General features: G+C 41.5%; 15 protein-coding genes and 2 pseudogenes. All 17 read left to right on the forward strand.

The annotated features are described in order from the left end of the window. The first annotated feature begins 192 nt into the window (after positions 1-192). The 17 genes and pseudogenes from PACILC2_RS00850 (at position 193) to PACILC2_RS00920 (ending at position 17,246) form a co-directional block, all read left to right on the forward strand. Positions 193-2,151 (forward strand): type I restriction-modification system subunit M, encoded by a 1,959-nt coding sequence (locus PACILC2_RS00850; protein WP_213526853.1) that lies wholly within the window; start codon positions 193-195, stop codon positions 2,149-2,151. Then, the gene (locus PACILC2_RS00855) at positions 2,148-3,347 is read left to right on the forward strand and encodes a restriction endonuclease subunit S (protein ID WP_213526855.1); all 1,200 of its coding nucleotides are present in this window, start codon (positions 2,148-2,150) and stop codon (positions 3,345-3,347) included. The genes PACILC2_RS00850 and PACILC2_RS00855 overlap by 4 nt, the downstream gene beginning before the upstream one ends. A 14-nt stretch (positions 3,348-3,361) precedes the next feature. Continuing rightward, on the forward strand, positions 3,362-5,302 hold the full coding sequence (locus PACILC2_RS00860; protein WP_213526858.1) for a type I restriction endonuclease subunit R: 1,941 nt from the start codon (positions 3,362-3,364) through the stop codon (positions 5,300-5,302). Beyond that, complete coding sequence (locus PACILC2_RS00865) at positions 5,236-6,495, forward strand: type I restriction enzyme endonuclease domain-containing protein (protein WP_213526860.1); 1,260 nt, start codon at positions 5,236-5,238, stop codon at positions 6,493-6,495. The genes PACILC2_RS00860 and PACILC2_RS00865 overlap by 67 nt, the downstream gene beginning before the upstream one ends. 517 nt (positions 6,496-7,012) lie before the next feature. Beyond that, positions 7,013-7,882: a Hachiman antiphage defense system protein HamA gene (locus PACILC2_RS00870; RefSeq protein WP_213526862.1), complete on the forward strand. Its 870-nt coding sequence runs from the start codon at positions 7,013-7,015 to the stop codon at positions 7,880-7,882. A gap of 75 nt (positions 7,883-7,957) precedes the next feature. Next, positions 7,958-8,449, forward strand: a complete 492-nt coding sequence (locus PACILC2_RS00875; RefSeq protein ID WP_213526865.1) for a DEAD/DEAH box helicase — start codon at positions 7,958-7,960, stop codon at positions 8,447-8,449. A gap of 110 nt (positions 8,450-8,559) precedes the next feature. Next, entirely contained in the window at positions 8,560-9,918 is a 1,359-nt protein-coding gene (locus PACILC2_RS00880) for a hypothetical protein (RefSeq protein ID WP_213526867.1), read from the forward strand. Positions 9,919-10,828: 910 nt separating this feature from the next. Then, positions 10,829-11,173 (forward strand): hypothetical protein, encoded by a 345-nt coding sequence (locus tag PACILC2_RS00885; RefSeq protein ID WP_213526869.1) that lies wholly within the window; start codon positions 10,829-10,831, stop codon positions 11,171-11,173. Between the two features lie 257 nt (positions 11,174-11,430). Next, positions 11,431-11,898, forward strand: coding sequence for a recombinase family protein (locus PACILC2_RS00890; protein WP_213526871.1), 468 nt, complete (start codon positions 11,431-11,433; stop codon positions 11,896-11,898). 77 nt (positions 11,899-11,975) lie between these two features. Further along, positions 11,976-12,302: a recombinase family protein gene (locus PACILC2_RS00895; protein ID WP_244863142.1), complete on the forward strand. Its 327-nt coding sequence runs from the start codon at positions 11,976-11,978 to the stop codon at positions 12,300-12,302. A 68-nt stretch (positions 12,303-12,370) separates the two neighbouring features. Continuing rightward, positions 12,371-12,487: pseudogene (locus tag PACILC2_RS26100) on the forward strand (hypothetical protein); the annotation flags it as partial. Between the two features lie 562 nt (positions 12,488-13,049). Beyond that, positions 13,050-13,556, forward strand: a pseudogene (gene sigK, locus PACILC2_RS00900) (RNA polymerase sporulation sigma factor SigK); the annotation flags it as partial. Between the two features lie 220 nt (positions 13,557-13,776). After that, positions 13,777-14,544, forward strand: coding sequence for a class II aldolase/adducin family protein (locus PACILC2_RS00905; protein ID WP_062492283.1), 768 nt, complete (start codon positions 13,777-13,779; stop codon positions 14,542-14,544). Positions 14,545-14,636: 92 nt separating this feature from the next. Then, a complete protein-coding gene (locus PACILC2_RS00910; RefSeq protein ID WP_244863134.1) occupies positions 14,637-15,638 on the forward strand; it encodes an ABC transporter substrate-binding protein in 1,002 nt (333 codons plus the stop codon). A 215-nt stretch (positions 15,639-15,853) separates the two neighbouring features. Then, complete coding sequence (locus PACILC2_RS26105; RefSeq protein WP_244863135.1) at positions 15,854-16,426, forward strand: plasmid pRiA4b ORF-3 family protein; 573 nt, start codon at positions 15,854-15,856, stop codon at positions 16,424-16,426. Positions 16,427-16,494: 68 nt separating this feature from the next. After that, a complete protein-coding gene (locus PACILC2_RS26110) occupies positions 16,495-16,989 on the forward strand; it encodes a DUF6155 family protein (protein ID WP_244863136.1) in 495 nt (164 codons plus the stop codon). 50 nt (positions 16,990-17,039) lie between these two features. Then, entirely contained in the window at positions 17,040-17,246 is a 207-nt protein-coding gene (locus PACILC2_RS00920; protein ID WP_213526877.1) for a helix-turn-helix domain-containing protein, read from the forward strand. Positions 17,247-17,321: the final 75 nt, after the last annotated feature.

The following is a 17,321-nucleotide window of genomic DNA, read 5'->3' on the forward strand; positions in this document are numbered from 1 at the left end:
AAAATAAGGAACGTATGATACGTGGGAACAAAATGGCAGGAATCAAATAATGTTTTGTCGAAACATAGGTTCTTGAGGCTTATTTAACTGCGACCATTTTGGTCTAAATTCCTATAAGGATTTTCATGGATATTCCATTGGAAATATACATTATATTTTTTTATAGAAAAAGGACTTCTTAGGAGAATAACGATGATTAACATTAGAAAACTTGAATCTGAATTGTGGGAATCCGCAGACCTATTGCGTCAAGGTTCTAAGCTGACGTCTAACGAGTATTGCATGCCAGTTCTCGGGATCATATTCCTGCGTTATGCGTACAGCCGTTTTAAGGCAGTGGAAGCAGAGATCTTGAAGGATCGTCCTGTTCGCGCGGGACGTGTTCTTCCAGTTGAGCCTAACGATTTTAAAACTAAAAATGCATTGTATTTACCGGAAAAAGCAAGATATGACTACCTTCTTAATCTGCCTGATGATGCGGATTTAGGCAAAGCAGTAAATGAAGCCATGGAACTTATTGAAGAGCAGAGCTCCCAACTCATTGGCGTACTTCCGAAAACTTATACCTCTTTCCATAACGATCTTTTACGGGAACTGCTTCGCATTTTTAATAACAAGACACTGGACGAAGTAGGCGGCGACATTATCGGCCGTATTTATGAATATTTTCTAAGTAAATTTGCTCCCGCAGTAGCCTCAGATGATGGGGTGTTCTTTACACCCAAATCACTCGTACAGATGATTGTCAATGTTATTGAACCGAAGCGCGGCATCCTGCTTGATCCGGCTTGCGGCAGCGGGGGCATGTTTGTCCAAACTGGGGATTTTGTTAATGCTAGTGGTACTAGCGCTAATAGTGCCATGACCTTCTATGGGCAAGAAAAAGTAGAATACAACGCAAAATTGTGTCTCATGAATATGGCGGTACATGGATTAAATGGAAAGATCAAATCTGGCGACGAAGCTAATACTTTTTATAACGACGCACATAATCTCGAAGGCAAATGCGACTATGTCATGGCAAATCCGCCGTTTAATGTAGATAAAGTGAAAGCCGAGAGTACCTTGAACGCCGGCCGATTACCGTTTGGACTTCCAGGGGTGAATGATAAAAAGGAAGTCTCCAATGCCAACTATCTGTGGATTTCTTATTTTTATGCTTACCTTAATGAAACCGGCAGAGCAGGTTTTGTCATGGCTTCTTCTGCTACGGATAGCGGCGGTAAAGATAGAGAAATCCGCAAACAATTGCTGGAAACGGGCGATGTTGATGTCATGATTTCTGTTGGTAATAACTTCTTTTATACCAAATCTTTGCCTTGTACCTTATGGTTCTTTGACAGATCAAAGAAAGACGACATTCGCGACAAGGTATTGTTTATTGATGCCCGGAATTACTTTACTGTGGTAGATCGGACATTAAATGAATGGAGCCGATGGCAGCTTAAAAACCTGACTGCAATCGTTTGGCTCTACCGCGGTGAAACGGAGAAATATATAAATCTGCTTGCTGAATATAAACAAGAAATCCAAGAACGGCTTTCTACATTGTTGACGATGATGGAAAATGACCTTTTACTGTTGGAGCGATTCGCTGATCCGCTCAAGGCATTAATAAAAGAAATTAAATCTGCAGTAAACAAAGCACATTCACTACAGGATTTGTATGGATTAAATGACTTGCTCAAGAAATATGTATCTACTCTGAATGAGCAGTCAAAAGCCCTTCTCTCTTATGGTGATGGATTGGAAAAAGCGGAAGCAAAAGATTTCGCGAAAGTTATCATGGATACAGTCTCAACCTGGGCACAGTTTAAAAAGACGGTATCCGCTGCTTTTGAATCCACGGTAGCCGAAATCAAAGAATGTCGCACGATTATCAAGGAAGCAAAGTGGTTGACGGACAAATTCGGTGATGGGGTTTACCAGGATGTGCTTGGTCTGTGTAAGCAAGCTTCGCTTTCAGACATTGAAGAGAAAAATTACTCTCTGACTCCTGGGGCGTATGTGGGTGTTGCGCCAATTAAGGAAGACGATGAAAATTTTGCTGAAAGAATGATTGAAATCCATAACGAACTTCGGTCTTTGCAGGCAGAGGCGAATGACTTGATGGAAACTATTTCGGCTAATTTTGAGAGGTTAGGATTATGATATGGGAAACAATTACTGCAACAGAATTTTGTGATTCCGTACGGGATGGTACACATGATACACCAAAGCAAGCATCAATCGGCAAGCCTCTTATAACATCGAAACATATAAAAAATGGACAAATTTTGGTTGAGCACGCTTATTTAATTACCGAACAAGACTTTGAAAATATTAACAAACGCAGCAAAGTAGAAAAATGGGATGTTTTAATGTCAATGATAGGAACAATAGGTGAAGCTGCAGTTGTTAAAGATGATCCGGACTATGCAATAAAAAATATTGCACTCTTTAAGTGTGGGGACGAAACTAAGGCAAAATGGTTATACTATTTTCTTTGTAGTAATATGGGGAAAGGACAATTGTTTGGAAATCAAAAGGGCTCTAGTCAACAATTTGTGTCCTTAACGCAATTACGTCAGTTACAAATTCCTAATCCCCCCAGGACTACTCAATTAAAAATAACAAACGTTCTCTCAGCCTACGATGACCTTATAGAAAACAACCAAAAACAAATCAAATTACTTGAAGAAGCTGCTATGCGACTGTATAAAGAATGGTTTGTAAAATTGCGGTTTCCGGGATACGAGAGAACGAAAATTGTAGATGGTGTTCCGGAGGGATGGACATTATGCAAACTACAAGATGTGATTGAGTTTAATCCAGTAACAAAACTAAATAAAAATCAACCTAAAAAATCTCTTCCTATGGCTGCATTAAATACAAGTACAATGATAGTAGATGAATCATTGATAGTCGAGACTACTTCTAACTCTGGCAGCAAATTTCAGAATGGAGATACATTATTAGCGAGAATTACCCCATGCCTTGAAAATGGGAAAACAGCGTTTGTTAACTTTCTTAATCCAGAAGAAAAAGCAGTTGGGTCGACAGAATTTATCGTTATGAGATCAATAAAGTTAAATCCTTTCATGGTATATTGTCTTGCAAGAGATGATAATTTTAGACAACTAGCGATTAAAAGTATGTCAGGGGCAGACGGTCGACAAAGAGTGAAGGTAGAAGATCTGAAAAATGCTGACTTTCTTTTGCCACCTAATCACTTAATTGAAAGTTGCATTAATCATATGGAACCCATATTTAATAAAATTAAGACCCTCAATAAACAGTGTTATCTACTCCGCCAAGCCCGAGACAAACTACTCCCTAGATTAATAAGCGAAGAAATTGAAGTATAAAGGGGGTAAATCCATTGAGCTGGGAATATTCCGAAACCATACTTGTTCAAAACAGCGCAGGCGATCTGCTAAAGGACGTTTTGGGCTGGGATGTTGTGTTCGCTTACGACAAGGAAGTGCTTGGCGAACAAGGTACTCTTGGCCGGAAATCATATCGTGAAATCGTCCTGCAACGTTATCTCAAGAAAGCCTTGTTTGAAAATAACGATTGGCTGACAGAGGAATTATGCGAGGATGCTATCAAGACGTTGCTCGCCTATAATGCTTCCAATTCGCTCATGCAAATTAACCAGCAAAAATATGCCATGTTAAGAGACGGGATTCCTGTCAATGTGAAAAAACCAAATGGTGAAATTGAGCCTCGTCTGGTAAAGGTTTTCAATTTTGATGACCCGTTGAAGAACCATTTTCTTGCCGTTAAAGAAATGAAAATCCATGGTAATCTCCATCGCCGTAGAACGGATATTGTCGGGTTTGTGAATGGGATTCCTCTGCTGTTTATTGAACTGAAAAAACAAAATGTAGACGTAAGCGATGCCTATTACCTTAACTATACGGATTACTTGGATACCATCCCGCAGTTATTTCATTTTAATGCCTTCTTGATGTTATCGAACGGGCTTGAGGCTAAAGTAGGTACGCTCGGCAGCAAGTATGAGTTTTTTCACGAATGGAAGCGTTTGAAGGAAGAAGATATAGGATCCGTTGATTTGGAGACGATGCTTCGCGGGATCTGCGATAAGACAAACTTTATGGATCTGTTTGAAAATTTCATCCTTTATGACCATTCGGGCGGCAAAACGGCAAAAATCTTGGCTCGGAATCATCAATTTCTTGGAGTCAACGAAGCTGTTCAATCATACAAAGAACGTAAGCTCAGGAAAGGGAAATTGGGCGTGTTTTGGCATACGCAGGGCAGCGGTAAAAGCTACTCTATGGTTTTCCTTGCACAAAAAATACGCCGGAAATTTCCCGGTTCTCCTACATTCGTCATATTGACCGACCGAGAAGAATTGAATAAGCAAATCAGCGATACCTTTGAAGCTTGCGGCTGTCTCGGCAGTTTGAAAGCGAAGCAATTCATTCCCACCAGCAGTACGAAGCTCATTGAAATGTTAAAAGGGAATCCCAGTTTCATATTTACGCTGATTCAAAAATTCAATCAGAAGAATGTTGAACCGATTATCCCTGATCATGACATTATCATTTTATCTGATGAGGCACACCGGACTCAAAACGGCATTTTTGCTGAAAATATGATTGCTTTATTGCCGACCGCTTCCCGAATCGGGTTTACCGGTACGCCGCTTTTTTCTTATGACAATATTACCGAGCGTACGTTTGGAAGTTATGTTTCCATATATGATTTTAAACGAGCGGTGGAAGATGGTGCTACGGTTCCGCTTTACTACGAGAATCGGGCTGACATGCTGGAAATCACGAATCCCGAGATTAATGATAGACTGCTTGATGCCATTGAAGCCGCTGACTTGGATGTAAACCAACAGGCAAAATTGGAACGTGATTTGGCAAAAGACATACATATACTGACGAGCAAGAAGCGTCTGGATAAAATTGCTCAAGATTTTGTTAACCATTACAGTGAGATCTGGACAACCGGGAAAGCCATGTTTGTTTGCATCAACAAGATTACTGCCGTACAAATGTATACCCTGGTTCAAAAATATTGGTCCAAAAAAATCAATGAGATCGAAAAGACGCTTGAAAAAGCCACACAACAAGAACACCAGGAAATCAGCCGCAAGTTAAAATGGATGAAAGAGACCGAAATGGCCGTTATCATCAGTCAAGAGCAAAACGAGATCGCAACCTTCCAAAAATGGGGACTGGATATTAAGCCACATCGTGAAAAATGGAAAAACACGAGATGGACAAAGACTTTAAAGATCCGGATCATCCATTTCGAATCGTCTTTGTCTGCGCAATGTGGTTGACCGGATTTGATGTTAAGTCTTTATCTGTCGTATATTTGGATAAACCATTGAAGGCTCATACATTGATGCAGACGATCGCGCGAGCTAACCGGGTTTATGAGGGAAAAAGCAATGGGTTGATCGTGGACTATATAGGCGTAGTAAAAGCGCTTAGAAAAGCGCTTGCCGACTACACTGCAAGGCAAGGGCAAAGCGGGGAAGCTACCGATCCTGCTCCCGATAAAGAAAAATTATTGGCGCGAATTTTTGAGTTGTTGAAACAGATCGTGGACTATATGAATGAGAACGGATTTGATCTGTCAAAGCTTGTTCGTGCTGCGGGCTTTGAGAAGCTGGCATTGGTACAAGCAGGTGCCAACGCTATGTGTGTATCCGATGAAGTAAAAAAGCGCTTCGAAATCATGGCCAGAGAGCTGTTCAAATTGTTCAAATATGTGGAACGGCATGAAGTAACCGATGATCATAGAGCTTTCAAAAATGCAATAAGTGCTGTTTATGAACAATTACAAGTTAAACGGAAGCATTCCAACACAACGGATTTAATGGTTCAGCTCCACGATATCGTAAGTGAATATATAACAGTAATCGATGATTTCAAGGTTGCTGAAGGGTCGAAGCGTTTTGATATCAGTAAGATCGATTTTTCCAGACTTCAACAGGAATTTGCCAAAGCACGTAACAAAAATTTGTTAATGAAAGACTTAAAAGATCTTGTTGAAGACCGGCTAGCAGACATGATGAGCCGAAATCCTTCCCGAATAAACTATTATGAACGTTATCAGGAAATAATTGAGGAATATAACGCTGAACAAGATAAGACAGCAATTGAAAAAACATTTATTGATCTCGCTAATCTAGTCAAAGATCTTGATGAAGAAAAGAAAAGGTACGCCCGTGAAGGATTTGACAGCGACGAAGAACTTGCTATATATGACTTGCTGTTGAAAGAGTCATTGACACCGAATGAGATCAAGAAAATCAAACAATTGTCGAAGGTTCTGCTGGAAAAAATTAAAGCTAAAATTGCCGAACTTGACCACTGGAGGGATAAGGAGGAGACGCAAGCAGTTGTGGATGTCCTAATTCGGGATACATTATGGAATGAATTGCCGGAAAGCTATGATGATGCATCTCTGACTTACTATAGGCAAAAAGTGTACGAATTTGTTTTTTCTAGATACCCTGCTGCTTAAGGTAATTGAATGATCAGATCTGGGTCATATAGTCGCTTCATATGAGATTGACACGTAAATGAAACAAGCGAAGTCTCACCGCCAACCGCCTTGCGGTAAGCTCGCTTGTTTTCTGAAAAAGTTAGCCGCGGTGTTTTCCTAGGACGGGCCGGCACCCCATCATACAATTATTATCTTAGCACGAACAAATTATAACAATAACAATAACAATAACAATAACAATAACAGTAACAGTAACAATAACAGTAACAATAACAGTAACAATAACAGTAACAATAACAGTAACAATAACAGTAACAATAACATAACGCGGACCAATTATTATTTTTCGTTTAAGATAAAGTTAAGCCGTCTGTTGTTGACGGTTTTTCATTTATTTAGATGGGAATAATGACTTAGGAAAATGGATCATAAGCGTCCCTCATTAGAAGGATATGGGAAGATTTATACAGAATCATGTAATGCAGGTATTGTATCATTTTGTTAAGTAATGCAAGAAAAAGCATGTAATGCAATCGTGAAAAGAGGTGCAAAAGTTATTCTTAATTCTGCTATCTATTTAATGGAAGAGTATGGAAGTTTTCAAGTGTATAACTTGGATTGCAGTTATTCTTTTTTTTATATAGACATAAAAGATGAGAACAATTTCTATTCAGGACTATTTGAGTTTGTGCTAAACGAAGATACTTTGCTGTCTTATGCACAAGGAAAGTTTGGAATAAAATTTTCCCCATCAGTTAAACATTATGCCACTTTGTACAAAGAACTGCGTTATTACATTGATTCTGAACACATTGAAAAAGATATTTCGGATCTGGAAGAAGATCTGGCAACACTCTTAAAAGATGAATACGATTCAGAAACAAAAGAAAGCGGAAAATCAGTTGTAAGATTGAGTAAAATCGGCAGGATTGGCGAATATATTTTTCACGTTTTTTTAGCAGATTATTTTAAATTTGAATGCATTATCCCAAAGTTTAAGTTAACAACTGATATGAATATGAGTGTAAATGGAATTGATACGCTTCATTTAGCTAAGGAAGAAAAAATGATATTGTTAGGCGAGTCAAAAGTAACTAAAAACTTAGATAATGGCATCAAATTAATTAACAAATCTATTACCGGTTATCAAAAGGAATTAGAAGAGGAATTTATACTAGTCCTTAGCAATCCATATCTTAAGCTAGATACATTTCGAGAATTATTTGGAGGTATAGAAGAGTTTTGTATTAATTTTAGCGATTTTATTAAAAAGCTCAGATTAATAAAATCGGCATACCTATTTTTATTGCACACGGAAGCGAAACAAATCTTGAAGATATCTTTTCAAAGCTGCAGCTCATTTCACGTAAGCAATTATTTGGGTTGGAAACCAGGTATTATTTGATTTCTTTGCCCTTAATAAATAAGCAACGTTTTGTTGAAGGAATTACTAAACAAATAAGGTTGAGGATGGATTGGTATGATGAGCAATACCGGAAACTACAATCCGCAAATTCTTAGAAATCAATTTATTCGGGAAATTGACGAGTCGCAAGATCCAACTTATAAAGCGGAACAATTAGCTGATAAACTCTTCACTCTAGGTTTAACAATGTATTCTAAAAATTTCTGCTTAGATTCATTAATTTATAATTCATTTGCCCTATCCTACTTGGATGACCGCGTTTCACTACATCCTGAACAGTTACAGATTATAGAATATATTTCTGAAGAAGAAGGGGTGATATTTAGCGCTCCAACAAGCTTCGGAAAAACATTTGTTATTTTCGAATATATTGCAAGGTTTCAGCCCGATAATATTGTACTAGTCGTCCCTACTCTAGCTCTTGTTGATGAGTATATGAAAAAATTATTAAGCGTTATGAAAAGATATTTCAAAATTACAATATTTATTTATCCATACAGGAAGGGAAAAAATATAACTTTAATAACAAAAACATTTTCATATTAACACATGATCGGGTAGTTGATAAGTCTTACTACACATCTTTTGAAAAAATTGATTTTCTTGTTATTGACGAAGTTTACAAGTTACAAAAAGACTTAGATAACGACAGGATATTGATACTAAATCTAGCCTACTATTATCTGGTTCAAATTGCAAAGAAGCATGTTCTTTTAGCGCCATTTATAGGTGGGGTCGAAAAACTTGATCAACTTGAAAAGAGACCCAAATTTATTCGATCTAACTTTTCCCCTGTTGTCAATGATGTAATAACGAGCGAAATTATTGATGAGAGGGATCGAAAGAAAAAGGTTTATGAAATTGTTAAGTCTCTTAACAAAGATGAGAAGACATTAATTTATTTTCCAACGGTAACTGGGATTCACGATTTTGTAAAGGATTTAGATAAAGATAACGTGGAATTTGAAATAGATACTGATAATCCGGAAATCAACGAGTTTATACAATGGGTTAATGAAGAAATTCATGATGACTGGTATTTAGTAAAAGCAATGAAAAATGGATATTTAGTCCATAATGGTCAGTTACCAGTGGGCATTCGATTGTTTCAACTTGATTTGTATGAAAACAGTAAAAAATATAACAAACTCCTATGTACATCTACGTTATTAGAAGGAGTAAATACCTCTGCCAAAAATATAGTTATAACAAAACCTGCAAGAGGTACAAAGAGAATGGACCTTGAAAATTTCGATGCATTTGATTTTTATAATCTCGTCGGAAGATCAGGCAGGCTTTTTCAACATTATGTAGGTAAAGCGTACTATATCAAAGGTCCAAGTGATCCGCATTACGTTAAACATGAAGCTGTGAAGAATATTCAATTTGAAGTGACAGATACTAGTCAAGATATGGATATCCATAACGATAACTATACCAAACATCAGAATTATCAACTTTTTTTAAACAATCTTGGAATTACGCACAAGGATTATAAAGAAAATATTGGTTTCAGATTTCGGTTTGGGACTATAGAATCGCTTTACGAAAGCTATAGGAGAAATAAGCATGATCTTCTAAGTGAACTGCATAAGCAATTTGAGAACACTAGAAGAGGAAGGTATCCGCTAGTAAGGATCCTCTACAAAATATTTGAGGGAACAGATAATCGTTTATATAGTAATATTATCAATAAATTACTTTATAAATCACGTCCAAAACTAAAGACAGTTATTAATGAAGTTCATCATTATTTTAGAAACGTAGATTTAGATGTAGTTATCTCTAGCGCTATACGTTTAAAATCAAGCTATATCGAATATGATTTTTATGCAAAATTATCAGTTGTTCTATATTACATGAGATGTGAAAAGGTCGTTGAACGATATATACAAATAATGGATACAAAAATTAAGCAAGTCATAGATTTTCTCTATTTTATGGAATTTAATAACTTGCGTATGTTGAAGGATTTGGGGATTTATGAAAATGATATTCAAAAATTGTTAAAGTGATTGGAGACGATTTCAATGATGCATTTGAATTAAAAAACGTTTAATTCTCAGTAGGCACAAATTACAAGACATCAGTATTGTTTCTAGACATGTTATTAATGGATTATCGCAGAACAATTAAATGTCAATCGTCTCTCAGCACACTGAAGACAAGTTGGACGAGTTTTTTTAGGAATTGATGAAACTGAAAGCGATAATTTTATTTCAGGCATTTGTAAAAGGATATGGTGTATATGGATGCTTATAGAAGCAAATGAGAAGGAATAAGTAAACCACTAAAGTTTTAGAAAAATATAGGGAACAAGATCTACTTAATCGCACTTGAATTTTCTTTTCTTTCAAACTAAAATAACAATTGAAACATCCATCTTTTGCTTCTGCTCCCAGCTGAAGCCTAATCAGCGGCCATCCTCTGGTCCAAATCATGTCTCCAAGGGCATTTGATGCGATACCGCTCCCCATTCTTTTTGGTATCCAATCCGCTTTTGATGCGACAAAGCATAGCCTGAGTCTGTGCTTGCAATAAATTGTTCATACAAAGAACCCGAATGAGCACTTTAACAGCTGCTTCATTCGGGTTCTTTCTCAATTATTGAACGAAATTCAGGAATTCGGCTAATCCAGAAACATTTGGCCTTTTATTAAGGAAGCTTTCATTGCCAAATCGCAGGAAAGCCTTAACTCAAGCTCAACAATTGAAAACAGCAGAGTTAAGGAGATTGCTTTTGGGCGACTTTTCCAGATCGTCTTCAACCATCGCCGATTTATTTGATCCGTCTAAACCTAGAAGATTCAACAATGAATTGCTAGCGAAGTTTGGAATCATCACCGTGTCCCCTTTGATTGGGTATATTCTGAAGAATTGAGGAATCGTTGGGACTTTAAAAATTTTGAGTTTGCAGGGGAAGTCGTGTCCAAATTGGAAGATTTGATTCCTTTGCTCATTTCTTCCGCAGGCAATCGCAGAGACATAGGCGGTTACATTCTTCGGCTCAATGAAATGGACTGCTATTTCCGAATAGAAGCGAGAGAGAATGCCGTGATTGTAGATCTTTACAATCATGATCTGACAATTCTTGACCGCCTTCTGACTGTATTAAAATCCTCCCCCTTTTTATGGCATGGGTTCATCAATCGGTCTGTCGTTGAAGGGTATCGGTTCTACACATTTGTAGGCGCGAAGCAAGAGACAAGCTTCGCGCAATTGATGCAAGCGGAATACAAATTTGTCGAAAACATCAATCGTTTGTGTTAGGACAATCGTCTGGCGGAATAAGGTGTATTGAGGTGAGGAGTATGGAGCGAATGCCAACCATCAAAATCGTATATGTGCCCCAGCAATTTGCAGTTCCAAACCCCTCAAGCGCCTTATCCGCCAACGAAGCCAAATGCGCAGTCATCGACTACATTTTAAAACGATTAATCTTAAAACCGACTGAGTAAGCCGGTTTTTTTGTTGCGCGGGTGTCAATACTTGGTTGTATAAGCGAGGATTTGAAGGGAGTCTGTTTTATGTACACAGCAATCTACTCCAGAGTTTCAACGGGCATGCAAGCGTCCGAAGGCACCAGTCTTGACGCGCAAGTCGAGATTTGCATTCGAAAAGCGAGAGACATGGGGCTATCGGAAGGCATGATTAAAGTATATCGTGAAGAAGGCTTTACAGGAGAGGACATCGATCGTCCGGCGATGAATGATTTAAGGCGGGATGTCACGCAAGGAATAATCAATCGATTGATTGTTACGCATCCCGACCGATTAACCAGAGATTTGACAGACAAGTTAATCCTCTGCCGGGAATTGGAGAGAAGCGATGTTGAGATCATCTTCGTGGATACGGAGTACCGAAATACGCCGGAGGGACAGCTCTTCTTCAATCTTATGAGCTCAATTGCTCAATACGAATTGTCTTTAATAAAAAAACGGACGGTACGCGGCAGACTCAAAGCGGTGGAGAAAGAGAAAAAATCATGCCGATGAGGGTGGCGCCGTACGGATACGACTTTAACGGACATACGTTGGTGATCAATGAAGAGGAAGCTGAATTCGTGCGCAAAATGTATCATTGGTATGTCTACGATCATTATACGTTCAGGGAGATTGGGGAACGTTTGTATTCGCTTGGAGCAGTACCGAAACGCGGTGAAAGCCGAAATTGGAGCGCCAGTTCCATTCGGCGCGTGTTAACGTCAGAAGTGTATATTGGCAAGTTTTATTATAATCGTCGGGAAACACGCAAAATTCGGGGAGAAAAAACGAAGAACGGGACGCCGAAAAAAACTATAAGTTCCGCGGTGAAAATGAATGGATCTTGGTCGAGGTGCCTCCCATCATTGACCCGCAATTATTTGCACTGGCGCAAGCGCAGAAAGAGAAAAACATGAAGAAATCGGGAAATGTCAAATATGATTACTTGTTAAAATCTATGATCCGTTGCGGACATTGCGGCCGAATGTGGCAAGCAACGACTTACACGGGTCGAGTCCAGAAAGAAACGGGAGAAAAGATCCGTTACACCTGTTATCGGTGTCCCAATAAATTCCCGAAGAAGTATGGCGAAGGCGTCGAGAAGTGTCCAACTCAAACGCTGCGCGCCGATATGCTCGATGATTACGTATGGCGGCTAATCTTGGAAACACTGTCCAACCCCGATGATTATATCGAAAGGCTACACAGCCGATCGCAAGAAATTCATCAGGAGTTGCGGTCTGCCGCGGACCAAATCAAACGGCAAATCGAGCAAAAAGAAAAGGAAAAAGAAAAAATTAAAGTCATGTTTAAGCGGGAAGTCATCGACGAACAAGAGATGTTAAGCGAAATGCAGCACATCAACGCCGGGTTAAAGTCGCTGCAACAAGAGCTCGCCGGGTACGAGAAGCAATTATCTGAGCTGTTGGAGAAGGAACTTTCCGCGTCCCGTATGGCTGAGCTGACGCAAATCATCCGCATGTTTGTGGAGAGCGGCGGAGATCAACTGACCTTTGAGGATAAGCGTCATATCGTGCAAACGTTAGTTGATGAGATCTTGATCCGTTTTGACGGGAACGAAGTGCAGATTACAGCAGTCGGAGCACTTGATGAGTTGAAACGCCAACAGTTTATTCAGCATGAAGATGACATCGTTTCGTGTTCACAACTTCAAGAAGTTCGACAATACCGGCGAAGACCTGGAGGACCTGATCTCCATCGGAACGATCGGCCTGATCAAAGCGATCGAAAGCTTCCAGTCCGGCAAAGGGACGAAGCTGGCGACATTCGCCGCCCGCTGCATAGAAAATGAAATTTTGATGCATTTGCGATCGCTTAAGAAAACGCGCAAGGACGTCTCGCTTCACGATCCGATTGGCACCGATAAAGAAGGAAACGAAATTACATTGATCGATATTTTGGGCTCCGAACCCGACGAAGTGGTGGAGAAGGTGCAGCTTAAAATCGAGAAGAGCAAAATTTACCGCAACCTGGACATTCTCGACGAACGGGAGAAAGAGGTTGTCGTTGGCCGTTTCGGCCTGGAGCAAGGGGGCGAGGAGCGGACGCAGCGGGAAATTGCCAAACAGCTCGGCATCTCGCGCAGCTACGTATCGCGGATCGAGAAACGAGCGCTGATGAAGCTGTATCATGAGTTTTACAAGCAGAAAAATAATAGCAGCAGCGACCGGAATCCGATGTCGAGCAACTCGGATTCCGGTTTTTTGCATGTCAGTTGTTCGGATGTTCATTTTTTAAATGAGAATCTTCACTTATTTGAATTTCACAAATATGGAACGCTGGGCTATCATAAGTGTTAGATAAATACATAGTAAACCCATATATATTAGATGGATTGTCGACTATTTAAAGAAAGGGAGAGAACCTATTATGGCAAAAGAGCTTCAACCGCTATACGTACAGCCGGAGTTTACAAGTATCGAGGAGGAGCGTCAACACCGGAAGGAGCGTTTGGCGGTCGCGTTCCGGCTGTTCGACCGATTCGGTTTTAACGAGGGCGTTGCCGGTCACATTACCGTGAGAGATCCGGAAAAAACGGATCACTATTGGGTCAATCCTCTTGGCGTGCATTTCAAAAAAATAAGAGTAAGCGATCTGCATTTGGTTAATCATGCCGGCGAGGTAATCGTAGGCAACCGCCCGATCAACAAAGCGGCGATTGCCATTCATACACAGATCCACCGGGCGAGGCCGGATGTCATCGCCGCCGCGCATTCGCATTCGCTTTACGGGAAGGCTTGGTCTGCCCTGGGAAGATTGCTGGACCCGTTAACGCAGGATTCATGCGTTTTTTATGAGGACCACGGCTTATACGACAACTTTGGCGGAGTCGTGCTGGATCAAAGCGAAGGCGAACGAATTGCCAAGGCGCTCGGCTCTTATAAAGCGGTTATTTTGCGAAATCACGGGCTGCTGACGGTCGGAACGAGCGTCGATGAGGCGGCTTACTGGTTTATTGCGATGGATCGGGCCTGCCATGCGCAGCTTCTTGCCGAAGCGGCGGGAAATCCGAAACCGATCGATCATGAGACCGCGAAGCTTACGCATTCGCAATTGTCCAGGCCGGACAGCGGGTGGTACAATTTTCAGCCGTTATATGAAATCCTGGTCGAAGAACAGCCTGACGTGCTTCTCTGATTTGCGCTTTTGCATGATACCGGGATTTTATATTGGGGAGTGGATTGATTGATGAAGAGAAACCGGTTTTACGAAAGCAGATGATAGCTTCCTTGGCGATTGCGGCGCTTGCCGTCCTCGTTCTGGCCGCTTGCGGCGAAAAGCCGGATGATCCCGTTAACGGTACGGCTGGCGGTCAAGCGGAAAAGACTAAATCGGAAGAAAATAAAATCGACCTTTCGCAGGTGACGCTGGTGTTGGGCGATCAAGCCGGAGGGTACCGTGCGAGAGTGGAGGCGGCCAAAGTATTGGAAGGAACGCCGTACAAAATCAAGTGGGCGAATTTTCAAGGAGCCGCTCCTTTATTCGAAGCGGTAAGGTCGGGTGAAGTGGATACGGCTCCCGCCGGGGATACGCCTGTGTTGCAAGCGGCCGGTTCCAACGTGCCGATCAAAATTGTGGCTACGACGACGAACTCCAGCAAGAGTGTAGCGATTCTTGTTCCTGAAGACTCGCCGATTCAATCGATTGCCGATCTTAAAGGGAAAACCGTCGTCGTCTCTTCCGCCAAGGGCAGCATTGCCCAATATTTGCTCATCGGCGCTCTGAAAGAAGCGGGGCTTACCGTCGATGACGTAAAAATAAGCTTTGTGCTGCCGACGGATGCGCTCGCCGCGTTTACCGCCGGAAAGATCGAGGTATGGGCCACGTTCGATCCGTACAATGCCATCGCCCAAGGGCAAGGGGCGCGTGTACTCAGGGACGGCACGGATATCAATACGGGCATCGGATTTTTGACCGCATCCGACAAAGCGCTGGCGGATCCGGGCAAAAGGGCCGCGATTCAAGATGTATTGCAACGTTTCGCCAAAGCCTGGGATTGGAGCAATCGGAACCTGGACGAGTATGCCAAGGTATACCAGAATCAAACCCGGCTGGAAGAGGACGTGGCCAAAGCCGTAGTCGGACGGGGGGAACAAAGCTTCCGTCCGGTGACCGACGACGATATCAAGAGGGTCCAGCAGGTCAGCGACATATTTTACGAGCTGCAGGTGCTTCCCGCCAAAGTCGATGTGAACCAATTCGTGGATAAAACGCTGTTTGCTCCCAAATAAACCGACATTGCGCCAAGCGAGATGTCGTTGTCTGCCGGAGACTTCCTATCACCGACAAGCGGTCGGATAGGGAGTCTTTTTTGCGAGGAAGAATGAAATTACCGTTAGTAATGTCAACCAATTCTGTTATAATTGATTTGTTTACAATGCAAGTAGAGACTGAAAGTTGGAAAAGTTGGCTACCCCAAAAAAACGATACGGAGAAGATGATGTTAATGATCTATACGTGCAAAATCGAACTGGACGAAATTAATCCGAAGATTTGGCGGGAATTTCAATTTCACCCGGATGTGACTTTTCATCAGCTGCACGAAATGATCCAGTTCATCATGGGTTGGGATAATTACCATTTGTACGAGTTTCACGTGAATGAACGAGCGATCGGGTTGCCCGATCCGACATTTTCATATATGGAAAACCGCGAGGTGCTGGATGCACGCAGAGAAACGGTTCAGAAACATGTAACCAAGGAAAATACGGTTTTTTCCTACACATACGATTTCGGCGATGATTGGCGGCACACCGTAACTGTGGTAAGGATCGATTCTTCGACAGTAATCGACCCTGTTCCGGTTTGTCTGGGAGGAGCCCGCAATTGTCCGCCGGAAGATGTCGGTGGCGCATGGGCATACCAGCATATGTTGGAAGCGCTGTCCACCCCGAATCATCCGGAACGGGCAGAATTTACGGAGTGGCTTGGACAGGAATATGATGCCGAACGTTTTTCCTGCGATGAAGTGAACGTTATATTAAAAAGCACAAGAACAAGCTCATTCCCAAATCGCTAATCCAACAACCTGAATTGAAAAAGCCGGTTAAACTGACCAAATCCGCTCTGAACAAGCATTTGAAACAAATGAGTCGGGACGAACTGGTTGAACTGGTCAAAGCGTGTTACGGTGCCAGCAAAGACATAGAGAAGTTTCTTGCTGTAAAAATATTGGGCGATGAAGCGGTAGAGAATTTATTTCATGAATATCGCAAAAAGATTGAGAACGAATTTTTCCCTGAACGCGGTCATGCAAAGCTTAGACTGCAAGAGGCTAAAAAAGCGATTTCGGAATTTGAAAGATTGACCGGCAATGTCAAGTACAGTTTGGAATTGAAGTTAATCTATGTCGAAAGCGGCGTCTCCTTCACACTGACCTATGGCGATATAGATGAACGGTTTTATTACAGTATGGAGTCTATGTACTCCGATGTCATTAAAACCGTGAACGAGGACGAAACAGCCGGGTTGTTCGACCAATATGAGGATAGAATCAGAGCCATTGTTTCGAATACGATGGGAATCGGCTGGGGCTTCCATCACAATTTGCACGATCTTTACGTTCAATTAAGATGGATCTAAAATGGGATAGAAGAAGGGTTTATCGAGCCTCGTGATCAGGAAGCCAAAAGATGTTCAAGAAAGAACTGCAGGTTACGTTCACGAAATATTTGACCGAGAAGCGGACAAAGCGTGCGTGCGAGCTATTGCGGAATTGTCCGATCGGCGAGGTGGCCGAACGGACCGGTTGCCGCGATTTATTCTATTTTGCCAAGCCGTTCAAAAAGCAGATGGGATGCACCCCTTCGGAATATCGGAACGACGCGCGGCCGGGCTGAACCGGCCGGCGTTCGGCGCCGGCATCAGTTGGATCGAACCGGTTATTTCCGGGATATGATGGATGGCGCCCCGCG

The organism is Paenibacillus cisolokensis, assembly GCF_018403665.1.
In the GTDB taxonomy this organism is placed as follows: domain Bacteria; phylum Bacillota; class Bacilli; order Paenibacillales; family Paenibacillaceae; genus Paenibacillus_AH; species Paenibacillus_AH cisolokensis.

Coding starts and splice junctions, on each gene's coding strand:
- PACILC2_RS00850 (WP_213526853.1), top strand. CDS start 193: ATGATTAACATTAGAAAACTTGAATCTGAATTGTGGGAATCCGCAGAC.
- PACILC2_RS00855 (WP_213526855.1), top strand. CDS start 2,148: ATGATATGGGAAACAATTACTGCAACAGAATTTTGTGATTCCGTACGG.
- PACILC2_RS00865 (WP_213526860.1), top strand. CDS start 5,236: ATGGACAAAGACTTTAAAGATCCGGATCATCCATTTCGAATCGTCTTT.
- PACILC2_RS00875 (WP_213526865.1), top strand. CDS start 7,958: ATGATGAGCAATACCGGAAACTACAATCCGCAAATTCTTAGAAATCAA.
- PACILC2_RS00890 (WP_213526871.1), top strand. CDS start 11,431: ATGTACACAGCAATCTACTCCAGAGTTTCAACGGGCATGCAAGCGTCC.
- PACILC2_RS00895 (WP_244863142.1), top strand. CDS start 11,976: ATGTATCATTGGTATGTCTACGATCATTATACGTTCAGGGAGATTGGG.
- PACILC2_RS00905 (WP_062492283.1), top strand. CDS start 13,777: ATGGCAAAAGAGCTTCAACCGCTATACGTACAGCCGGAGTTTACAAGT.
- PACILC2_RS26105 (WP_244863135.1), top strand. CDS start 15,854: ATGATCTATACGTGCAAAATCGAACTGGACGAAATTAATCCGAAGATT.
- PACILC2_RS26110 (WP_244863136.1), top strand. CDS start 16,495: ATGAGTCGGGACGAACTGGTTGAACTGGTCAAAGCGTGTTACGGTGCC.
- PACILC2_RS00920 (WP_213526877.1), top strand. CDS start 17,040: ATGTTCAAGAAAGAACTGCAGGTTACGTTCACGAAATATTTGACCGAG.